This window comes from Streptomyces flavotricini, from assembly GCF_020639365.1.
Classification (GTDB): domain Bacteria; phylum Actinomycetota; class Actinomycetes; order Streptomycetales; family Streptomycetaceae; genus Streptomyces; species Streptomyces flavotricini.
The window spans coordinates 2,985,887-3,002,832 of record NZ_JAINUL010000001.1 but is presented as its reverse complement, the minus strand read 5'-3'; the positions used below and the strand labels follow the sequence as shown (position 1 = coordinate 3,002,832).

General features: G+C 72.8%; 17 protein-coding genes. 14 read left to right on the top strand and 3 right to left on the bottom strand.

What is annotated here, in order from left to right:
* Positions 1-27: 27 nt before the first annotated feature.
* The gene (locus K7B10_RS13245) at positions 28-1,011 is read left to right on the top strand and encodes a thiamine-phosphate kinase (protein ID WP_099889292.1); all 984 of its coding nucleotides are present in this window, start codon (positions 28-30) and stop codon (positions 1,009-1,011) included.
* On the top strand, positions 1,008-1,811 hold the full coding sequence (gene thiD / locus K7B10_RS13240) for a bifunctional hydroxymethylpyrimidine kinase/phosphomethylpyrimidine kinase (RefSeq protein ID WP_229336276.1): 804 nt from the start codon (positions 1,008-1,010) through the stop codon (positions 1,809-1,811). Before K7B10_RS13245 ends, thiD begins: the two co-directional genes overlap by 4 nt.
* A gap of 151 nt (positions 1,812-1,962) precedes the next feature.
* Here the strand turns inward: thiD and rpmB are convergent, their stop codons facing one another.
* A complete protein-coding gene (gene rpmB, locus K7B10_RS13235) occupies positions 1,963-2,148 on the bottom strand; it encodes a 50S ribosomal protein L28 (protein WP_030298506.1) in 186 nt (61 codons plus the stop codon).
* Between the two features lie 249 nt (positions 2,149-2,397).
* Between rpmB and K7B10_RS13230 the strand changes: the two genes are divergently transcribed.
* The 9 genes from K7B10_RS13230 (at position 2,398) to mutM (ending at position 11,515) form a co-directional block, all read left to right on the top strand.
* Positions 2,398-4,074, top strand: coding sequence for a DAK2 domain-containing protein (locus tag K7B10_RS13230; protein ID WP_229336275.1), 1,677 nt, complete (start codon positions 2,398-2,400; stop codon positions 4,072-4,074).
* A 16-nt stretch (positions 4,075-4,090) separates the two neighbouring features.
* Positions 4,091-6,295: an ATP-dependent DNA helicase RecG gene (gene recG, locus K7B10_RS13225; protein WP_229336274.1), complete on the top strand. Its 2,205-nt coding sequence runs from the start codon at positions 4,091-4,093 to the stop codon at positions 6,293-6,295.
* A 96-nt stretch (positions 6,296-6,391) separates the two neighbouring features.
* Positions 6,392-6,970: a 16S rRNA (guanine(966)-N(2))-methyltransferase RsmD gene (rsmD, locus tag K7B10_RS13220; protein ID WP_229336273.1), complete on the top strand. Its 579-nt coding sequence runs from the start codon at positions 6,392-6,394 to the stop codon at positions 6,968-6,970.
* 29 nt (positions 6,971-6,999) lie between these two features.
* A complete protein-coding gene (coaD, locus tag K7B10_RS13215; RefSeq protein ID WP_199813636.1) occupies positions 7,000-7,479 on the top strand; it encodes a pantetheine-phosphate adenylyltransferase in 480 nt (159 codons plus the stop codon).
* Between the two features lie 103 nt (positions 7,480-7,582).
* Complete coding sequence (locus tag K7B10_RS13210) at positions 7,583-8,647, top strand: DivIVA domain-containing protein (RefSeq protein WP_229336272.1); 1,065 nt, start codon at positions 7,583-7,585, stop codon at positions 8,645-8,647.
* Positions 8,648-8,716: 69 nt separating this feature from the next.
* Complete coding sequence (locus K7B10_RS13205) at positions 8,717-9,427, top strand: YceD family protein (RefSeq protein WP_229336271.1); 711 nt, start codon at positions 8,717-8,719, stop codon at positions 9,425-9,427.
* Between the two features lie 2 nt (positions 9,428-9,429).
* A complete protein-coding gene (gene rpmF / locus K7B10_RS13200) occupies positions 9,430-9,603 on the top strand; it encodes a 50S ribosomal protein L32 (protein ID WP_003965982.1) in 174 nt (57 codons plus the stop codon).
* Positions 9,604-9,622: 19 nt separating this feature from the next.
* Positions 9,623-10,501: a ribonuclease III gene (rnc, locus tag K7B10_RS13195; protein ID WP_229336270.1), complete on the top strand. Its 879-nt coding sequence runs from the start codon at positions 9,623-9,625 to the stop codon at positions 10,499-10,501.
* A 153-nt stretch (positions 10,502-10,654) separates the two neighbouring features.
* Entirely contained in the window at positions 10,655-11,515 is an 861-nt protein-coding gene (mutM, locus tag K7B10_RS13190; RefSeq protein ID WP_229336269.1) for a bifunctional DNA-formamidopyrimidine glycosylase/DNA-(apurinic or apyrimidinic site) lyase, read from the top strand.
* Here the strand turns inward: mutM and K7B10_RS13185 are convergent.
* On the bottom strand, positions 11,488-11,865 hold the full coding sequence (locus tag K7B10_RS13185; RefSeq protein ID WP_229336268.1) for a winged helix-turn-helix transcriptional regulator: 378 nt from the start codon (positions 11,863-11,865) through the stop codon (positions 11,488-11,490). The two genes, mutM and K7B10_RS13185, sit on opposite strands and share 28 nt — an antisense overlap.
* Positions 11,866-11,933: 68 nt before the next feature.
* Positions 11,934-12,887: a CAP domain-containing protein gene (locus tag K7B10_RS13180; protein WP_229336267.1), complete on the bottom strand. Its 954-nt coding sequence runs from the start codon at positions 12,885-12,887 to the stop codon at positions 11,934-11,936.
* A gap of 135 nt (positions 12,888-13,022) precedes the next feature.
* Between K7B10_RS13180 and K7B10_RS13175 the strand changes: the two genes are divergently transcribed.
* The 3 genes from K7B10_RS13175 to K7B10_RS13165 all read left to right on the top strand — a co-directional run.
* Complete coding sequence (locus K7B10_RS13175; protein ID WP_053691075.1) at positions 13,023-13,304, top strand: acylphosphatase; 282 nt, start codon at positions 13,023-13,025, stop codon at positions 13,302-13,304.
* A 350-nt stretch (positions 13,305-13,654) separates the two neighbouring features.
* A complete protein-coding gene (locus K7B10_RS13170) occupies positions 13,655-13,870 on the top strand; it encodes a hypothetical protein (protein WP_030859887.1) in 216 nt (71 codons plus the stop codon).
* A gap of 166 nt (positions 13,871-14,036) precedes the next feature.
* The coding region (locus tag K7B10_RS13165) for an AAA family ATPase (RefSeq protein ID WP_229336266.1) at positions 14,037-16,946 on the top strand (2,910 nt) is incomplete at its 3' end.

Genomic DNA, 16,946 nt, shown 5'->3' with positions numbered 1-16,946 from the left:
GCGGACTGGGCAAGAAGGGGCACAGCGATGAAGGGCACTGTGGGCGAGCTGGGGGAGTTCGGGCTCATTCGGGAGCTCACCTCACGGCTCACCACCACCCCGGCGGTCCGGCTCGGACCGGGCGACGACGCCGCGGTCGTGTCGGCCCCCGACCGGCGGGTCGTGGCGAGCACCGACATCCTGCTCGAGGGCAGGCACTTCCGGCGCGACTGGTCCACGGCGTACGACGTCGGCCGCAAGGCGGCCGCGCAGAACCTCGCCGACATCGCGGCCATGGGCGCGGTGCCGACGGCGCTGCTGCTCGGCCTCGTCGTCCCGGCCGAGCTGCCGGTCACCTGGCCCACCGAGCTGATGGACGGCATCCGCGACGAGTGCCAGGTCGCCGGTGCGGCCGTGGTCGGCGGCGACGTCGTCCGCGGGGACACCATCACCGTGGCCATCACCGCCCTCGGCGACCTGCGCAACCACGAGCCCGTGCTGCGCTCCGGCGCCCAGCCCGGCGACGTCGTGGCCGTCACGGGCTGGCTGGGCTGGTCCGCGGCCGGATTCGCCGTGCTCTCGCGCGGGTTCCGCTCCCCGCGGGCCTTCGTCGAGGCCCACCGGCGCCCCGAGCCCCCGTACCACGCGGGCCCCGCGGCCGCCGGGCTCGGCGCCACGGCGATGACCGACGTCAGCGACGGCCTGATCGCCGACCTCGGGCACATCGCGGAGGCCAGCAAGGTACGGATCGACCTGCGCTCGGCGGCCGTCGACATCCCGACGCAGATGCACGACATCGGGCAGGCCGTCGGGGTCGACCCCTTGCAGTGGGTGCTCACCGGAGGGGAAGATCACGCCATCGTGGCGACCTTCCCGCCCGACGTGAAACTGCCGGCCCGGTGGAAGGTCATCGGGGAGGTGCTGAACCGGTCCGCGCTGCCCCAGGTGACCGTGGACGGCGCCCCCTGGACGAGCACCGGCGGCTGGGACCACTTCGGCTCCGACCCGTCCATCGAGGAGACCCCCAGATGACCGACGCGCCACCGCTGTGCCTGACCGTCGCCGGATCCGATTCCGGCGGTGGCGCCGGGATCCAGGCAGACCTCAAGACGATGCTGGCACTCGGCGTGCACGGGATGAGCGTGGTGACGGCCGTGACCGCGCAGAACTCCCTCGGGGTGCAGGGAATCTGGGAACTGCCCGCCGAAGCCGTGAAGGCCCAGTACCGGGCCGTCGTGGACGACATGGGCGTCCACGCCGTCAAGACCGGGATCCTGGCCTCCACCGCGCTGGTGGAGACGGTGGCCGAGCTGCTGGCCGCCACCTCCGCCCCCGCCGTCGTGGATCCGGTCGGGGTCTCCAAGCACGGGGACGCGCTGCTCGCCGCCTCGGCGCTGGACGCCGTGCGCAAGGAGCTGCTGCCGCGGGCCACCGTGGCCACCCCGAACCTGGACGAAGTGGCCCAGCTCACGGGCGTGATCGTGGAGAGCGAGGACGACATGCGGCGCGCCGCCGACGCCGTGCTCGCGTACGGGCCCCAGTGGGCGCTCGTCAAGGGCGGGCACCTGGCCGCCCACGGGGGCCAGGCCGCCGACCTGCTCACCGACGGGGACACACAGCTGTGGCTGCGGGCGCCGCGCCACGACAACCGGCACACCCACGGCACCGGCTGCACCCTCGCCAGCGCGATCGCCGCCGGGCTCGCCAAGGGACAGGACGTCCCGCAGGCCGTCATGGAGGCCAAGGAGTACGTGACCGGCGCCATCGCGGCCGGCTTCGCGCTCGGCGGCGGCATCGGCCCGGTGGACCACGCCTGGGAGTGGCACCGCTGACGGCCGCCGAACGGCAGAAGACCACCGCGTCACGTGACGCGGTGGTCTTCGCCTGCCCGGTCGGTCCAGGCAAGTGCAAGGCAAAAGGCCGGCCCACGAGGTGGACCGGCCTTCTTGGCAACCGGAAAGGGCTGCGCTACGACGGTTGGCGTCAGCGCGAGACCTTGCCGGCCTTGATGCACGAGGTGCAGACGTTGAGGCGCTTCGGCGTCCCACTGACCATGGCACGAACGCGCTGGATGTTCGGGTTCCAGCGACGCGAGGTGCGGCGGTGCGAGTGGGAGATGTTGTTGCCGAAGCTCGGCCCCTTGGCGCAAACGTCGCAGTTGGCAGCCACAGGTCACTCCAAAGACTTCAGATGCACTTACAGTGAAATCCGGCGCACCGGATCAGAAGTCTGAGAAGTCTGAGTGGTTTGCCGGGGGAAATGGCCCGACTTTCATCGGGCAACCGGAGCAGCATACAACGACTGCGTCCGTCCAAGAAAACTACCATGGCCGCCGCCGATCCCGCCCGGGGCCCCTGACGCCCCGCAGTCCTTGGTTACCCTGCGGTGAACCCTGGCCCGCACGAGGAGGAACGCCCGGTGCAGCACGAGCCGCAGCCGCAGCCCGCCGACGAGCTCGACGCCGAAACGGTGCGCACCTGGAGCTCGCTGGCCGTGGCCGCGCTGGGCCGGGCCCGCGAGGACATCGACGCGATCAACGTCTACCCCGTAGCGGACGCGGACACCGGAACCAACCTCTACCTGACCGCCGAGTCGGCGGACCGCGCCCTGGCCGAGGCGCTCGGAACACCACCCGCGGGCGTGAGCGAGACCACAGCGGACGCCACCCTGTCGGAGGCCGTACGGGCCTACGCGCACGGCGCCCTCATAGGCGCCCGCGGGAACTCCGGGACGATCCTGGCGCAGCTGCTGCGCGGAGTGGCCGACGTGCTCGGCGACGAACCCGGGGGCCGCGGGCCCGGCCGGCTGCTGGCCGAGGCGCTGACCCGGGCCGCCGAGGAGGCCTACGGGGCCGTCGCGCACCCGGTGGAGGGCACGATGCTCACCGTCGCCGCCGCGGCGGCGGCCCGGGCCGGCGAGGCGGCGGGCTACGGCGCCGCCAGCCAGCAGTACCTCGATGCCATCGGCCGCGTGGACGTGATGGTCGGCCAGCTGCTCGCCGACACCCCGGGGCAGCTGGCCGAGCTGGGCCGGGCCGGAGTGGTCGACGCCGGGGGCTGCGGGCTGGTCGCCGTACTCGGGGCGCTGTCGCAGGCCCTGTCGGGCCGCCCGCCCGCCGCCGAGGCCGTACGCGGCCGGGCCGTCCCCGTACCGAGGCCGCCGCAGCCCTGCGACGCCGAGGAGCGGGGCGGGCCCGCGTACGAGGTGATCTATCTGCTGGAGGCCGCCGAGCCGGCCGTGGCCGAGCTGCGCGGACGCCTCGACGGACTCGGGGACTCCCTGGTGGTGGTCGGCGGCGACGGACTGTGGAACGTGCACGTCCACGTCGACGACCCCGGCGCCGCCGTGGAGGCCGGTGTGGTCGCCGGGCGGCCGTACCGGATCCGCATCACCCACTTCGGCGACGAGCGGCGCCGGGCGCGCGGTGAGCGCGTCCAGCGGGCCGTCGTCGCCGTCGTCCCGGGCGAGGGGCTGGCCGGGCTGTGCGGGGAGGCGGGCGCGACCACCGTGCTCGCCCGCCCCGGCGAGGTCCCGGACGCCGCCGCGCTCGTCGACGCCATCCGGCGCGCGCACGCCCGCGAGGTGGTGCTGCTGCCCGGCGGCGCCGACCAGCGGGCCGTCGCCTCCGCCGCGGCCGAACAGGCCCGCGCCGACGGCGTACGGGTGGCCGTGATCCCCACCCGGTCCGCCGTCCAGGGCCTGGCCGCCCTCGCCGTCCACGACCCGGAGGGCAGCTTCGACGAGGACGTCGTCGCCATGACCGCGGCCGCCGGAGCCACCCGCTACGGGGAACTCGCCGTCGCCGAACGGCAGTCCTTCACCTCCGCCGGCATCTGCCAGGCCGGGGACGTGCTCGGACTCATCGACGGCGACGTCGCCGTCATCGGCTCCGGTCTCGACGAGACCGCCCAGGCCGTCCTGGAGCGGATGCTGGGCTCCGGCGGCGAACTCGTCACCCTGGTCCTGGGACCGGAGGTGCCGGACGCCCTCGCCGAACGCCTGGAGGCGTACGTCCAGCACGGACACCTGGCGGTGGACACGGTCACCTACCGCGGCGGGCGGTACTCGGCGCCCCTCCTCATCGGGGTCGAATAGCCGACTTGTCAGCGCCATGGTGTGCAATGAAGGCGTGCCCGCGCTCGACGAAGACCTCAAGAAGACGCTCGGCCCCGCCACCGCCAAGGTGCTGGCCGAGCAGCTCGGCCTGCACACGGCCCTGGACCTGCTGCACCACTACCCGCGGCGGTACGCCGAGCGCGGCGAGCTGACCTCGCTGACCGAGCTCGCCGACCAGATCGACGAGCACGTGACGGTCGTCGCCCAGGTCGCCGACGCCCGGATCCTGACCTTCAACGGAGGCCGCGGCAAACGCCTGGAGGTGACCATCACCGACGGCAGCGGCCGCCTCCAGCTGGTCTTCTTCGGGGCGGGTGTCCACAAGCCGCACAAGGACCTGCTGCCGGGCACCCGCGCCATGTTCGCGGGCAAGGTCGGCCTGTTCAACCGCAAGCTCCAGCTCTCCCACCCCGCGTACGAACCGCTCGGCGCGGACGCCTCCGACCGGGACGCCGCCACCGCCTTCGCCAACCAGCTCATCCCGATCTACCCGGCCTGCGCCAAGCTGGAGTCCTGGAAGATCGCCAAGTGCGTGGACGCCGTACTGCCCAGCGCCGGGGAGGCCGTGGAACCACTGCCGGAGGCCCTGCGCGAGGGCCGCGGACTGGTCCCGCTCACCGAGGCCCTGCTGAAGATCCACCGGCCGGCCACCAAGGGCGACATCGAGGACGCGCGGCAGCGGCTGAAGTGGGACGAGGCCTTCGTCCTCCAGGTCGCCCTGGCCCGCCGCCGGCACGCCGACTCCCAGCTCCCGGCCGTCCCCCGCCGCCCCGCCCCGGGCGGCCTGCTCGACGCCTTCGACGCCAAGCTCCCCTTCACCCTCACCGACGGCCAGCAGACCGTCTCCCGGGAGATCTTCGAAGACCTGGCCACGGAGCACCCCATGCACCGCCTCCTCCAGGGCGAGGTCGGCAGCGGGAAGACGATGGTGGCGCTGCGGGCCATGCTCGCCGTCGTCGACTGCGGGGGGCAGGCCGCCATGCTCGCCCCCACCGAGGTCCTCGCCCAGCAGCACCACCGGTCCGTCACCGAGATGATGGGAGAGCTCGCCGAGGGCGGGATGCTCGGCGGCTCCGACCAGGGGACCAAGGTCGTGCTGCTCACCGGGTCCATGGGGATGCCCGCGCGCCGCCAGGCCCTGCTCGACCTGGTCACCGGCGAGGCCGGCATCGTCATCGGCACGCACGCGCTCATCGAGGACAAGGTGCAGTTCCACGACCTCGGCCTGGTCGTCGTCGACGAACAGCACCGCTTCGGCGTCGAGCAGCGCGACGCGCTGCGGTCCAAGGGGAAGCAGCCCCCGCACCTGCTGGTCATGACCGCGACCCCGATCCCGCGCACGGTCGCGATGACCGTCTTCGGGGACCTGGAGACCTCCGTCCTCGACCAGCTGCCCGCCGGCCGCTCCCCGATCGCCACCCACGTCGTACCGGCCAAGGACAAGCCCCACTTCCTGGCCCGGGCCTGGGAGCGGGTGCGCGAAGAGGTCGAGAACGGGCACCAGGCGTACGTGGTGTGCCCGCGCATCGGCGACGGCGAGGACGACCCCAAGAAGAAGGCCTCCGCCGAGGACGACGCGGAGAAGCGGCCCCCGCTGGCCGTCCTGGACATCGCGGAGCAGCTCGGGCGCGGGCCGCTCGCCGGGCTGTCGGTGGAGGTGCTGCACGGCCGGATGGACCCGGCGGACAAGGACGACGTCATGCGCCGCTTCGCGGCCGGCGAGGTCAAGGTGCTGGTCGCCACCACCGTCATCGAGGTCGGGGTGAACGTGCCGAACTCCACGGTCATGGTGATCATGGATGCGGACCGCTTCGGAGTCTCCCAGCTCCACCAGCTGCGCGGCCGCGTCGGCCGCGGTTCCGCGCCCGGCCTGTGCCTGCTCGTCAGCGAGATGCACGAGGCGAGCCCCGCCCGGGCCCGGCTCGCCGCGGTCGCCGCCACCCTCGACGGCTTCGAGCTCTCCCGCATCGACCTGGAACAGCGCCGGGAGGGCGACGTCCTCGGCCAGGCCCAGTCGGGCGTGCGCTCCTCGCTGCGCATGCTCGCGGTCATCGAGGACGAGGAGGTCATCGCCCAGGCCCGGGAGGAGGCCGCCCGCGTGGTCGCCGACGACCCCGAGCTGCGGGGTCTGCCGGGCCTGCGGAGCGCGCTGGAGGCCCTGCTGGACACCGAGCGGGAGCAGTACCTGGAGAAGGGCTGAGCCGCGGTCGCCCGGTACCGCCCGGGGCCGTCCCGGGCGGTACGACCTATCGTGGAACTCCGCAGTAGCCATCACCGTCGTACCGAAGGACCCCAGATGACCCGCGTGATCGCCGGCAGCGCCGGCGGGCGACGGCTGACCGTGCCCCCGGGCACCGGCACCCGGCCGACCTCGGACCGGATGCGTGAAGGCCTCTTCTCCACCTGGGAGTCGCTCCACGGCGTCGACGGGGCCCGGGTGCTCGACCTGTACGCGGGCTCCGGCGCCGTGGGCCTGGAGGCCCTCTCCCGCGGCGCGGCCCACGCGCTGCTGGTGGAGCCCGAGGCCAAGGCCGCCAAGGCGATCCGGGACAACATCAAGGCGCTGGGCCTGCCCGGCGCCGAGTTCCGGGCGGGCAAGGCGGAGCAGATCGTGGCGGTCCCGTCGGGCACGGACCCGTACGACGTCGTCTTCCTGGACCCGCCGTACGCCGTCGGCCACGACGATCTTGGCGAGATCCTGCTCACACTCCGCGCCAATGGCTGGCTCACGGACGACGCGCTCGTCACCGTGGAGCGCAGTACGCGCAGCGGCGCCTTCCCGTGGCCCGCGGGCTTCGAGCCGCTGCGCTCCCGCAAGTACGGCGAGGGCACCCTTTGGTACGGTCGCGCCGCCTTCACCAGCGAAGACTCATGATGCCCGCATCGGAGAGCGAGGGACCCAAGTTGCGCCGAGCCGTCTGTCCCGGGTCATTCGACCCCATCACCAACGGACACCTCGACATCATCGGCCGGGCCTCCCGGCTCTACGACGTCGTGCACGTCGCCGTGATGATCAACCAGTCCAAGCAGGGGCTGTTCACCGTCGAGGAGCGGATCGAGCTGATCCGCGAGGCGACCGCCGACTACGGCAACGTCGAGGTGGAGTCCTTCCACGGACTGCTCGTCGACTTCTGCAAGCAGCGCGACATCCCGGCCATCGTCAAGGGCCTGCGCGCGGTCAGCGACTTCGACTACGAGCTCCAGATGGCCCAGATGAACATGGGCCTCTCGGGCGTCGAGACGCTGTTCGTGCCGACCAACCCCACCTACAGCTTCCTGTCGTCCTCCCTGGTCAAGGAGGTCGCGACCTGGGGCGGCGACGTCGCCCACCTGCTGCCGCCGCACGTGCACGCGGCGCTGACCGAGCGGCTCGCGAACCGCTGACGGACTGACGGGCCGTCAGTCCGGTGCCGGGGTTCACCCGGTGGCCTTACAGTCGTCCCGTCCGTCTCAGGAACCGCCCGAGGCCGAGAGAGTGCGAGCCCCCATGGACGTGCAGAAGAAGCTCGACGAGATCGTCGCGGCCGTCGGCGGCGCCCGGTCCATGCCCATGTCGGCCTCCTGCGTGATCAACCGCGCCGAGCTGCTCGCGCAGCTCGAAGAGGTGCGCCAGGCGCTGCCCGGCTCGCTCGCGCAGGCTCAGGAGCTCATCGGGGGCCGGGAGCAGATGGTCGAGGACGCCCGTCGCGAGGCGGAGCGGATCATCGAGTCGGCGCACGCCCAGCGCGGTTCGCTGATCTCCGACACCGAGGTCGCGCGCCGCTCGCAGGCCGAGGCGGACCGGATCCTGGCGGACGCCCGCAGGGAGGCCGACGAGATCCGGGCCGAGGCCGACGACTACGTCGACAGCAAGCTCGCGAACTTCGAGGTCGTGCTCAGCAAGACCATCGGCTCCGTCGACCGCGGCCGCGAGAAGCTCCTGGGCCGCGGGCCCGGGCTCGACGAGGACGGCTTCCCGGACGCCGAGGCGCCCGAGCGCAGCCACGATCCGCAGACGCAGCGCCAGCAGGCGGACGCGTACGTGGACACCAAGCTGGCGACCTTCGAGGCGGTCCTCTCCAAGACCCTGGAGGCGGTCGGCCGGGGCCGGCAGAAGCTGCTGGGCCGGGTGCCCACCGACGACCTCGGCGCGCACATGGCCGCCCAGGACGCGGCGGGCGCGCAGCAGTCCCGCTCGGCGAGCGACGCGGACTTCCTGGCGGGCCTGGCGGAGCCCGCGGCCCCGGTGATCCCGGCGCAGGTCCAGCAGGAGCCCGCGTACGACGCGTACGGCTACCAGCAGCCCCAGCAGCAGGACGCCTACTCCTACCAGGACCCCTATGCCTACCAGCAGCAGGTCCAGCAGCCGGACCCGTACGCGGCGATGGGCTACGAGCAGCAGCCGGACCCCTACGCGGCCTACCAGCAGCAGCCGCAGGCCGCACAGCACCAGATGCAGCAGGCCCAGCCGACCCAGCAGCACCCCCAGCAGCCCGCGCTCGACGAGACCAGCTTCTTCGACACGAGCATGATCAACCTGGACCAGCTGCGCCAGTACGAACAGGGTCGCTGAGGCCGGATTGGGCTCAGGGCGAAGCGCCGGGTATCCTGGCTCTTCGGTCGCGCGTATGCACCGCGATCCATGCTGCCCTTATGTGGCGGAATCTTTGATCTTCAGCGATCTGTGAAAGCAGGAACGGCCCTGAATACCCGCCTCGACCACCGCAACCCCCTCGTGTTCGACACGCACGAGCTGGGTCGGCGTCCTGGTGCCATGCAGCGGCTGTCCCGTGAGATCGCGACACCGGCGGACTTCAGTCTCGTCGGCGTCATCGGGGTACCGGAAGGCGCCCCGATGAAGCTCAGCCTCCGCATGGAGTCGGTCATGGAAGGGGTGCTTGTCACAGGCACCGCCCGTGCATCGGCCGTAGGGGAGTGCGTAAGGTGTCTGGAGTCCGTCGAGCGCGAGCTCAAGGCGGACTTCCAGGAGATGTTCTCGTACCCTGACGCCGACGACCGGAGCCGCACCACAGCGGAGCCGGCCGACGACGCCGAGGACGACGAGGACACGCTCTTCCTCGAGGACGGCTTGTTCGACCTCGAACCCGTGCTGCGTGATGTGGTGGTGCTCGCACTGCCCATGCAGCCGGTGTGCCGGGAGGACTGTCTCGGACTGTGCCCCGATTGCGGGCTCAGCCTCAACGACGACCCGGACCACCACCATGACGCCGTCGACATCCGTTGGGCGGCACTGCAAGGACTCGTCGTGACCGATCAGGACGACGAGAAGGACAACATGAGCGGCACTGCCTCTGACGGAGTTCAGGGCGCCGCCGAGAAGCAGGAGAAGTAGCCGTGGCTGTTCCGAAGCGGAAGATGTCGCGCAGCAACACGCGCCACCGCCGGTCGCAGTGGAAGGCTGCGGTCCCCACCCTGGTTTCGTGTGAGCGTTGCCAGGAGCCGAAGCTCCAGCACATCGCGTGCCCGAGCTGCGGCACCTACAACAAGCGCCAGGTCCTCGAGGTCTGAGCGGCTGGTGAGAGGCGCAATGTCTGAGCTGTCCAACGCTGAGAAGCAGGCAGACAGTAACAACGCGGCCTCGTCCCACACGCTTCTGGAAGGGCGGCTCGGGTATCGACTCGAGTCCGCCCTTCTGGTGCGTGCACTGACCCACCGCTCGTACGCGTACGAGAACGGCGGTCTGCCCACCAACGAGCGCCTGGAGTTCCTCGGGGACTCCGTGCTCGGCCTGGTGGTCACGGACACGCTGTACACGACCCACCCCGACCTCCCCGAAGGCCAGCTGGCCAAGCTTCGGGCCGCGGTGGTCAACTCGCGCGCACTGGCGGAGGTCGGGCGCGGCCTCGACCTCGGCTCCTTCATCCGGCTCGGCCGGGGCGAAGAGGGCACGGGCGGCCGGGACAAGGCCTCCATCCTCGCCGACACCCTTGAAGCGGTGATCGGCGCGGTCTACCTCGACCAGGGCCTCGACGCGGCCTCGGAGCTGGTTCACCGGCTCTTCGACCCGCTCATCGAGAAGTCCTCGAACCTCGGGGCCGGCCTGGACTGGAAGACCAGTCTCCAGGAGCTCACGGCGGCCGAAGGCCTCGGCGTACCGGAATACCTGGTGACCGAGACCGGTCCGGACCACGAGAAGACCTTCACCGCTGCCGCCCGCGTCGGTGGTGTCTCGTACGGCACCGGCACTGGCCGCAGCAAGAAGGAAGCGGAACAGCAGGCCGCGGAGTCCGCATGGCGCGGAATCCGGGCCAAGGCGGACGAGCGGATCGCGGCGGAAGCCGCGGCATCCGCCGCCGCCCAGGTCGCGGTGACGGCTCCGGCCGACACCGAGGCCGATGCCGCGGTCTCGGCATCGGCCGAGGACGGCGGGTCGCCGACGCCCGCCGACCAGACGCCGACCGGCTGAGCCCTTCCTTCGGGATCTCCCGCCCGTCCCTGCCACCGTGCAGGGGCGGGCGGCCCCGTTTCCGGGCCGGGCGGGGCGGGCCGGCCCGGGGCCGGTACGCTCGCGGGGAGCCGCCAGAACGCATCACGACCGCATCGCCCCCGGAGGACCGCCGTGCCCGAGCTGCCCGAAGTCGAAGTCGTACGGCGGGGCTTGGAGCGCTGGGTGGCCGGCCGGACCGTCGCGGCCGTCGAGGTGCTCCACCCGCGCGCGGTACGCCGTCACCCGGCCGGCGGGGCCGATTTCGCCGCCCGGCTCACGGGCGGGACGATCGGCGTCCCGCAGCGGCGCGGCAAGTACCTGTGGCTGCCCCTGGAGGGGCGGGACCTCTCGGTCCTCGGGCACCTCGGTATGAGCGGACAGCTCCTGGTCCAGCCGGAAGCCGCCGCCGACGAGAAGCACCTGCGCATCCGCGTGCGCTTCGACGACGCCGCCGGGACCGAGCTCCGCTTCGTCGACCAGCGCACCTTCGGCGGGCTCTCGCTCCACGAGAACACGCCCGACGGGCTGCCCGACGTCATCGCGCACATCGCCCGGGACCCGCTCGACCCCCTCTTCGACGAGGCCGCCTACTACGCGGCGCTGCGCGCCAAACGGACCACCGTCAAGCGGGCCCTGCTGGACCAGTCCCTGATCAGCGGGGTCGGCAACATCTACGCCGACGAGGCACTGTGGCGGGCGCGGCTGCACTACGAGCGCGCCACCGCCACGCTGACGCGTCCCCGGAGCGCGGAACTGCTCGGCCACGTGCGGGACGTGATGAACGCGGCCCTGGACGTCGGCGGCACCAGCTTCGACAGCCTGTACGTCAACGTGAACGGCGAATCCGGTTACTTCGACCGGTCGCTCGACGCCTACGGGCGCGAGGACGAGCCCTGCCGGCGCTGCGGCACCCCGATGCGCCGACGCCCGTGGATGAACCGGTCCAGCTACTTCTGCCCGCGCTGTCAGCGGCCGCCGCGCGCGGCGTCGTAGGACTCCCGCGCGTCGATGACCCGGGGCATGCTGCCTTCGAGGAAGTGGATGAGCGCGAGCAGCCGGTCGGCGATCTCGACGCCGAGCGGGGTCAGCTCGTAGTCGACGCGCGGCGGGTTCGTCGGCTGCGCCTCGCGGTTGACGATGCCGTCGCGCTCCAGTGCCTGCAGGGTCTGGGAGAGCATCTTCTCGCTCACGCCGTCGACCTTGCGGCGCAGCTCGTTGAACCGGCACGAGCCGTCGCGCAGGGCGCCCACCGTGAGGCTGCCCCAGCGGCCCGTGACGTGCTCCAGGGTCTCCCGGGACGGGCACGCGCGCGCGAAGGCGTCAAACGGCAGTTCAGTCTCCATGCCGACCAGCTTAACTCCGGACAGCGCCGTCCAGAAGAGTGCGCTTTCGATGGGTAAGCGCGCTGCGGTCAGAAGCCGAAGTCCTGCGTCCACCAGGGGCCGCCGGCGGCGACGTACACGCCGACGCCGAGGGTGCGGAACTCGCAGTTGAGGATGTTCGCCTTGTGGCCGGGGCTGTTCATCCAGGCGTTCATGACCGCCTGCGCGTCGCCCTGGCCGCGGGCGATGTTCTCGCCGCCGAGCCCGGAGAGGCCCGCCTTGGTGGCGCGGTCCCACGGGGTGTTCCCGTCGGGGTCGGTGTGGTCGAAGAAGCCGCGGACGGCCATGTCCTTGCTGAAGGCACCGGCCAGTGCCGCGAGCGGCGGGTTCGCCCGGACCGGACCGCAGCCGGCCTGTGCGCGCTCCTGGTTGACCAGGGTGAGCACGGCGGTCTCCTCCGCGGAGTGGCCGTCGTCGGGGGTCGGGGCCGGCGGCGCGGGGGGAGCGGGCGGAGCGGGCGGCTTGGGCGCGGTCGTCTTCGGCGGCACGGGAGCCGGGACCGGCAGCGGGCTCTTCTGCGGCTTCGCCTGCACCTTGGCGGAGGCGGGCGCCGAGGCCGGCGGGGTGGGTGAGGCGGAGGGGGTCCGCGAGGCCGACGGGGAGGGCGAGGCGGACGGTGCGGCGGAAGGCGAGGCGGAAGGCGAAGGGGAGGCCGAGGGGGAGGCCGAGGCCGAGGGCGACGGGCCGTCCGAGTCGGGGCCGGCGGAGGCGCGGCCGGAGAGGTTGGCGAGGCCGCCCTGCTGCTCGGTCGCGGGGGCCGGGCTCGGCGAGGCCTCAGTCTCGGCCCCGGCCTGCGTCTTCGCGGCCGAGCCGTCGGCGCTGACGCCGACATAGGGGAAGGAGCTGCCGACCGGCACCATGCCCGTGGTCACCGCCGCGGTGCCGAGGACCACGGCCACGGCGCCTCCCAGCAGGGCGGTGCGCACGAGGGTGCGGCGGTTGCCGTCGCGGGGCGGCGCGGCGTGAAGTCGGTGGCGTCCCATCGGCGACGTGCCTTCCTTGCGGCTCAAGATCATCCCTTACTCACCCAAATGGGTGAGTTCACTGGTGCGCGACTGTACGCGATGGGGCGCTGGGGCGATGTGGGGCGAAACTCTTCGCCCCGTTAGCGTTCACGCATGAACGAAGACGTCCGCATGACCGCGTGGGTGCGCGGCCGTGTACAGGGAGTGGGCTTCCGCTGGTTCACCAGGGCCAATGCTCTGGAGATCGGCGGAGTCGTCGGGTTCGCGCTCAACCTCGACGACGGGCGAGTGCAGGTGGTGGCCGAAGGTCAACGTGAGAATTGCCACCGGCTGCTCGACTGGCTGCGCTCCGCCGACACGCCCGGGAGGGTGGACGGAGTGACAGAGATCTGGGGCACACCGCGCGGTGGCTACGACGGGTTCGCGATCCGTTGACGGATCGGCTGATCATGTACTGATCACATCTCTGAGCGGTCCGCACCCGGCCGGATCTGCGCGTTCCGATGTCGAGGCGTTGCCGGAGGCGGTGTTCCGTGGAAGGCTCGGAACAGCGGACGATCTCCACATCCCTTGGGAGAGCCGGGCTGCCCGCCGATACGGGGCGTGATCGTGTTGACCGTCAAACTTTTTGGTGAGACGCTGGAAGCCCCGCGCACCTGAGCTGTTTGGCAGTGCTGGCAGTACGAAGCGCAGTGACTGACAGTCGCTGTCGGACATCCGCGGGTGCGATTCCCTCACGACCCACACCGCTTCGGTCGGTCACTCAGTGTGGAGGACCATCCATCATGGCAAAGGCGCTTCTCGGTTACGTCGGCGGTTCCGATCCGCGACTCCTCGCCGAGATGCGACGGCTTCAGCAGCGCGTCCAGGACCTCGAGTCCGAGCTCACACGGATTCAGTCCGAAAATGACGCGCTGAACGCGGCCGCCGCTCAGCACGGAGACTCGCTGCTGGACCGCATCGACATCGACGTACCCCAGGCGGAGCCTGCGCTCACCTGATCCGCGCTCTACCCGTCGCTCGACTCCAGCCCCGCATGATCTGCAAGGGACGCTTCGGCGTCCCTTCTTTCTTGCTTGCGCCAGGTGGGCGGACGATTCCTGCGACGTCGGTTGCGCCCTGCACCTTCATGGGTGAAACCGCACGCGAAAGGTAGAGTCCGGCGGCGTGCACCTCAAGTCCCTGACCCTGCGTGGCTTCAAGTCCTTCGCCTCTGCAACCACCCTGCGCTTCGAGCCCGGCATCACGTGTGTCGTGGGCCCCAACGGCTCGGGCAAGTCCAATGTGGTGGACGCGCTGTCCTGGGTCATGGGGGAGCAGGGGGCCAAGTCCCTGCGCGGCGGCAAGATGGAGGACGTCATCTTCGCCGGCACCACCGGGCGACCGCCGCTCGGGCGGGCCGAGGTGTCGCTGACCATCGACAACTCCGACGGCGCCCTGCCGATCGAGTACGCCGAGGTCACGATCACGCGCATCATGTTCCGCGGCGGCAGCAGCGAGTACCAGATCAACGGCGACACCTGCCGGCTGCTCGACATCCAGGAGCTGCTCTCCGACTCCGGCATCGGCCGCGAGATGCACGTCATCGTCGGACAGGGCCAGCTGGACTCCGTCCTGCACGCCGATCCGATGGGCCGGCGCGCCTTCATCGAGGAGGCGGCCGGCGTACTCAAGCACCGCAAGCGCAAAGAGAAGGCGCTGCGGAAGCTGGACGCGATGCAGGCGAACCTCGCGCGCGTGCAGGACCTCAACGAGGAACTGCGGCGCCAGCTGAAGCCGCTGGGGCGCCAGGCCGCGGTGGCCCGGCGGGCGGCCGTCATCCAGGCCGACCTGCGCGACGCGCGGCTGCGGCTGCTCGCCGACGACCTCGTGACCCTGCGGGGCGCGCTCGACGCGGAGATCGCGGACGAGGCGGCGCTGAAGGAGCGCAAGGATGCCGCCGAGGCGCAGCTGGCGCAGGCGCTGAGGCGCGAGGCGGAGCTTGAGGAAACGGTGCGGCAGTTGACGCCGCGGCTCCAGCGGGCCCAGCAGACCTGGTACGAGCTGTCGCAGCTGGCCGAGCGGGTACGGGGGACCGCGTCCCTGGCCGACGCGCGGGTCAAGTCCGCTTCGGCCGCGGCCCCGGAGGAGGAGCGCCGCGGCCGCGATCCGCAGGACATGGAGCGGGAGGCGGAGCGGATCCGTGAACAGGAGGCGGAGCTGACGGCCGCTCTGGAGGCGGCGTCGCGGGCGCTGGAGGACACCGTCGAGCACCGGGCGGAGCTGGAGCGGTCGCTGGCCGCGGAGGAGCGGCGGCTGCGGGACGCGGCGCGGGCCATCGCGGACCGGCGCGAGGGGCTGGCGCGGCTGACGGGCCGGCTGGGTGCGGCCCGGTCCCGGGCGGGGGCCGCGCAGGCGGAGATCGACCGGCTGGTGGCCGCACGCGACGGGGCCGAGCTCCGCGCCGGCGCCGCGCAGGCCGAGTACGAGGCGCTGGCCGAGGAAGTCGGCGGGCTCGAAGACCCGGCGGTGGACGAGGAGTACGCGGCGGCGCGGGCGGAGCTGGCCGAGGCGGAGGCCGCGCTGACGCAGGCGCGGGACGCGGTGGCGGCCGCGGAGAAGTCGCGGGCGGCGGTGTCGGCGCGGCGGGACGCCTTGGCGCTCGGGCTGCGGCGCAAGGACGGCACGGGGGCGCTGCTCGCCGCACGCGAGCGGCTGGCGGGGCTGCTGGGGCCGGCGGCGGAGCGGCTGTCGGTGACCGCGGGGTACGAGGTGGCGGTGGCGGCGGCGCTCGGCGCGGCCGCGGACGCACTGGCGGTGTCCTCGCCGGCCGCGGCGGCCGGCGCCATCCGGCACCTCCGCGCCACGGACGCCGGCCGGGCCACCCTCCTGATCGCACCCCCGCCGGCCGGGATCCCGATCCCGGACCAGGGCGAGGCCCGGCCCCGGCCGGGCTCGCCGTCCGCGATCGCCTTCCCCGGCCAGGCGGTCCCCGAGGGCGGCGTCGCGGATGACGCGGATCCGGCGGGCGGTTCGGCCACGGCCCCCCTCCCGGGCCGGGACGAGGCCTCGGGCGGCGCCACGGATGGCGGGCCCGGGGCGGGTTCGGCGCCCGGGGTGCCCTTCCCGGGGCAGACCGCCACCGGCGCGGCCGCCCCGTCCCCGGCGGGCGGTTCCGCCGAAGCCCCGGTTCCGGGGGGCAGTGCGGCCGAAGCCCCGGTACCGGCGGGCGGTTCCGCCGAAGCCCCGGTGACGGGGGAGTTCGCGGCCGATGGTGCCGGGCCGGGGGGCGCGTTCCGCCACCCCGCCCCTTCCCCCTCCACCGCGTCATGTGACTCCGCCGCGTGGCGGGGCTCCGCCCCGGGCGCCGTGCCCGCCGGGGAGCTCGTGCAGGGGGACGCCGGAGTCGTACGGGCCGTGGGGTGGGTGCTGCGGGAGTACGTCGTCGTCGCGGGGCTCGATGAGGCCGAGCGGCTCGTCGGGGCGCGGCCCGGTCTCGTCGCCGTGACCCGGGAGGGGGACGTGCTCGGCGCGCATCTCGCGCACGGGGGATCCGCCGGGGCGCCCAGCCTGATCGAGGTACAGGCCGCCGTCGACGAAGCCGACGCGGAGCTGGTGCGGCTGGACGGCGCGTGCGCGGACGGCGCCTGCGCGCGGGACCGGGCCCAGCAGCTGCGGCGCGAGCTCGCCGCGCGGGTCGACGAGGTCGGCGAGCGGCGGCGGGCCGGGGAGCAGGCCCGGGCCGGGGTCGCGCAGCAGCTGGGGCGCCTCGCCGGGCATGCGAAGGGCGCCGCCGGCGAGGCCGAGCGCAGCGCCGCCGCCGCGGCCAAGGCGCAGGACGCGCTGGAGCAGGCGCTGGCCGAGGTCGAGGAGTGCGCCGAACGGCTCGCCATCGCCGAGGAGATGCCGGTGGAGGAGGAGCCCGACACCGCCGTGCGGGACCGGCTCGCCGCCGACGGCGCCAACGCCCGCCAGACCGAGATGGAAGCCCGGCTGCAGCTCAGGACCCACGAGGAGCGGGTCAAGGGGCTGGCCGGCCGGGCCGACGCCCTGGACCGCGGCGCCCGAGCCGAGCGCGAGGCCCGTGCCCGCGCCGAG